The 3,596-nt window shown below is 26.6% G+C and carries 2 protein-coding genes; both read right to left on the reverse strand.

Annotation, left to right across the window (positions count from 1 at the left end):
- Window positions 1-406: 406 nt before the first annotated feature.
- Complete coding sequence (locus tag MBCUR_RS01500) at window positions 407-2,125, reverse strand: glutamate--tRNA ligase (RefSeq protein ID WP_067089350.1); 1,719 nt, start codon at window positions 2,123-2,125, stop codon at window positions 407-409.
- 296 nt (window positions 2,126-2,421) lie between these two features.
- Entirely contained in the window at window positions 2,422-3,423 is a 1,002-nt protein-coding gene (gene idsA, locus MBCUR_RS01505; protein ID WP_067089353.1) for a short chain isoprenyl diphosphate synthase IdsA, read from the reverse strand.
- Between the last annotated feature and the right edge of the window lie 173 nt (window positions 3,424-3,596).

The raw sequence follows: 3,596 nt of genomic DNA on the forward strand, positions 1-3,596 counted from the left end.
GATCAAAAGGTCTTCTCAAAAATAAAGAAAAATAATTTAAAACAAACTTTTAAAAAAAGTTTGATCAAAAGGTCTTCTCAAAAATAAAGAAAAATAATTTAAAACAAACTTTTAAAAAAAGTTTGATCAAAAGGTCTTCTCAAAAATAAAGAAAAATAATTTAAAACAAACTTTTAAAAAAAGTTTGATCAAAAGGTCTTCTCAAAAATAAAGAAAAATAATTTAAATATAAGTTGTTTACAGATTATAATTATTTTTAAATATTTATTTTTTATAAAAATATGCATTAATAATTTACAGGGGTTTTAATCTATTAGTTAAACATCTGCTTAAAAAAATTGTAAAAATTAAAAAATTATAAAAAAAGTAAAATAAATAATAGAATAAATAATTTTAAAATAAACACTTACTTATGGGCAAAATAGAAAATTAAGGTGTAATCCTTGATTTCATCTAGTCTTGCAAACCCTACTCTTTCAAATTGAACAATGTCCCCTATTTTTAAGTTCTTACATGCAGACTCAGACAATCCTTCAATAGTTGAATTATCACTTAGTACAATTTTTGTTTTAACTGGATCAGTAGCTGGAACCCACTGTATTATTCTCATCTTTTTCTCTTTAGCCTCTTCAAAGCTTTTACTACTATAAACAACGGGATTATCACTAGATTCAAGATTTATATCTATATTTACTCCGTCCATTAATCGAGATAAGCCATTTTTAAAATCAACACCAGCCAAATACACTTCATTTGATAAAACTAATTTTCTATTACCTCTATCTATAAAATCAGGATGTAATGGTCTTTCAATGATAACAGAATTATTATTTAAATTATTTTTACTAAACACATCTTTTACATCAAAATCTGTAATTTTGACCAGTTTAGGATTTTCTACAAAAAAGTACCTGTTTGCTTCTTTTTCTAAATAATTTCTATTTAATCCATAGATTTTTTTCCAGCTAATAGCTGAATCAGACATTTTTACTCCAATTTCTATCATCAAATCATGAATTGTTTTTGCTTTAACTCCCCGTCTTCCAATGGCTCTTAAAGTACCAAGACGAGGATCATCCCATCCACTGTATTGCCCATTTTCAATTCCTTTTAATGCATTAGAAGTACTTAAAGCGATATCTTCCATTTTTAATCTACCATAGTGAATAAATTCAGGAACATCCCATTGAAAATGTTGATAAAGATATTTTTGCTTTTCACTATTTGCTAAATGATCTTTTCCCCTTAATACATAAGTCATTCCCATTAAATGATCATCAATGGCTACAGAAAAATTCATCATTGGATAAACTCTATATTTATTGCCAATACGGGGATGTTCTTCATCAACTAGTCTCATTGCAACCCAATCACGAATAGCTGGATTTTTATGTTTTATATCAGTTTTTACTCTTAAAACAGCATCCCCTGCATTCATTAAATGAAATTTTTCCCATCTTTTAAGATTTTCTTCTGCAGATAAATCTCTACATGAGCAAGCCATTGAGTCATCTTTTAATTTTTTAAATGAATCTCCATCACAAGTGCACATATAAGCTCCACCCATTTCGATTAATTTAACTGCATATTCATAGTAAATTGGAAACCTATCGCTTTGATAATAAATCTCATCAAAATTTACACCAAGCCATTTTAAATCCTCTTGAATCATATCATATGCTGGAAGATAAACTCTTTTAGGATCAGTATCTTCAATACGAAGAATTAATTTGCCATTATACCGTTTAACATATTCTCTATTAGGAACAGCTGCTCTAGCATGACCTATATGAAGTGGTCCACTAGGATTAGGAGCAAAACGCATTACAACATTATCATGAGAACCAGGCAATCCATCTAATCCTTTAGATTTAACTTGTTTTCTCTTTTTATCTGTTTTTTCAAGCCCTAAATTATTTAATTCCTCAATTTGCTCCTCAACAGACATTGAATTAACTTTTTCAACAATATCGCCAGCTATTTGGCTAATTTCTTTTCCTTTGCTTCTAAGTTCTGATTCATTAGCCATTATTGAACCAATAACTGCTTTAGGATTGGCTTTTCCTTTATGTTGGCTTGCATTTAAAAGTACATATTTAAAAACTATTTTCTCTAAATCATTCATAAAATCACTGATTATCCAATTAAATATCTATTTTCTATCATATCTATATAAAGGCAGTAGAATAAATGTATTTTGTGTTTTTAGAAAAAAGACATAATTATAATAAATCTTTTTTACAACCTTTTCTTAACATATTTTCAAAAAAGAGATAAAAATTAAAAAATTAAAAAATTAAAATAAATAAAATATTAAAATAAATAAAATAATTAAAAACAAATAAAATAATTTAAAATAAACTTAAAACAAACTTAATAAATTTAAAATAAAAAAAAAGAAAGGATATGTTAAAATATTATTTATGTACTCCGACCAATAACATAATCAGCAAGTTTTAAAAGAGTTTCTTTTGCATAAGAATCTTCAAAGTTGCTTAAAATTTTTTTTGCATCGTTTACATATGTTTGAGCAATATTTGATGCATATTCAATTGAACCATATTTATTAAATAAGTTCATGACTTGATCTATTTGTTCTAGTGAGTTATTCTCCTCTTTTAAAATTTTAAGAATTGTTTGTTTATCTTCATCATTAGCCTTTTCAAGTGCATTAACAACAATTAAAGTCATCTTTCCTTCAGCAATATCACTACCTATAGGCTTACCTAATGACTCTTCATCACTTGTTAAATCTAAATAATCATCATGAATCTGGAAGGCCAAACCAATAAGCTTACCATACTCATATAAAGTTGAAATATCGTTTAAATCTGCTCCACCAGCAATAGCTCCAATTTTTGTTGCAGCTGCTATTAATGCTCCTGTTTTTTTAAAAATCATATCTAAATAATCATCTTCACAGACTTCAAAATTGCCTTCAAAGCTCATATCTAATGCTTGACCTTCACAGATTTTTATACATGAATCAGCTATTGTATTTAAGGTTTCAAGAACTGCATCACTAGAAACATTAGGATTAGACTCCTTTAAACTGAGTGCAATTTCAAAAGCTTTTGAAAAGAGAATATCACCAGACAAAATAGCTAATGGCTCATCCCATTTTACATGAACAGCTGGTTGACCTCTTCTAACTTCATCATCATCCATTATATCATCATGGATAAGTGAAAATGTATGAATAAGTTCAATAGCTACACCAGATTTTACGGCATCAGATTCACTTCCACCAACTAATTGACATGTTAAAAGTGTCAAACCTGGTCTTAACATCTTTCCTCCCGCATTTGTTAAATAAATTGATGCATTTTTTAAATCTTGAGGAATAATATTTGATAGTGAAGCATCAATTTCATCTTTTATAATCGATGCAGATTTTTTTAAAGTTACAGTTACATCATCCATAATATCAACTTAAAGTTATTGGTTTGAATAAATTAATATAAAAAGTATAAAAGTTTAAAAAAAATATAAAAAATCAATTTTAATAATTACATTTATTAAATTTAATAATTGCATTTAATAATTATATTTAATAATTTAAAATATTTTTATTTAAAAATATATTCATATAACTT

The organism is Methanobrevibacter curvatus (genome assembly GCF_001639295.1).
GTDB lineage: Archaea > Methanobacteriota > Methanobacteria > Methanobacteriales > Methanobacteriaceae > Methanoflexus > Methanoflexus curvatus.

Bases quoted from the DNA above. Each gene is read 5' to 3' on its own strand.
- MBCUR_RS01500 (WP_067089350.1), bottom strand. From the start codon at position 2,125: ATGAATGATTTAGAGAAAATAGTTTTTAAATATGTACTTTTAAATGCA.
- idsA (WP_067089353.1), bottom strand. From the start codon at position 3,423: ATGGATGATGTAACTGTAACTTTAAAAAAATCTGCATCGATTATAAAA.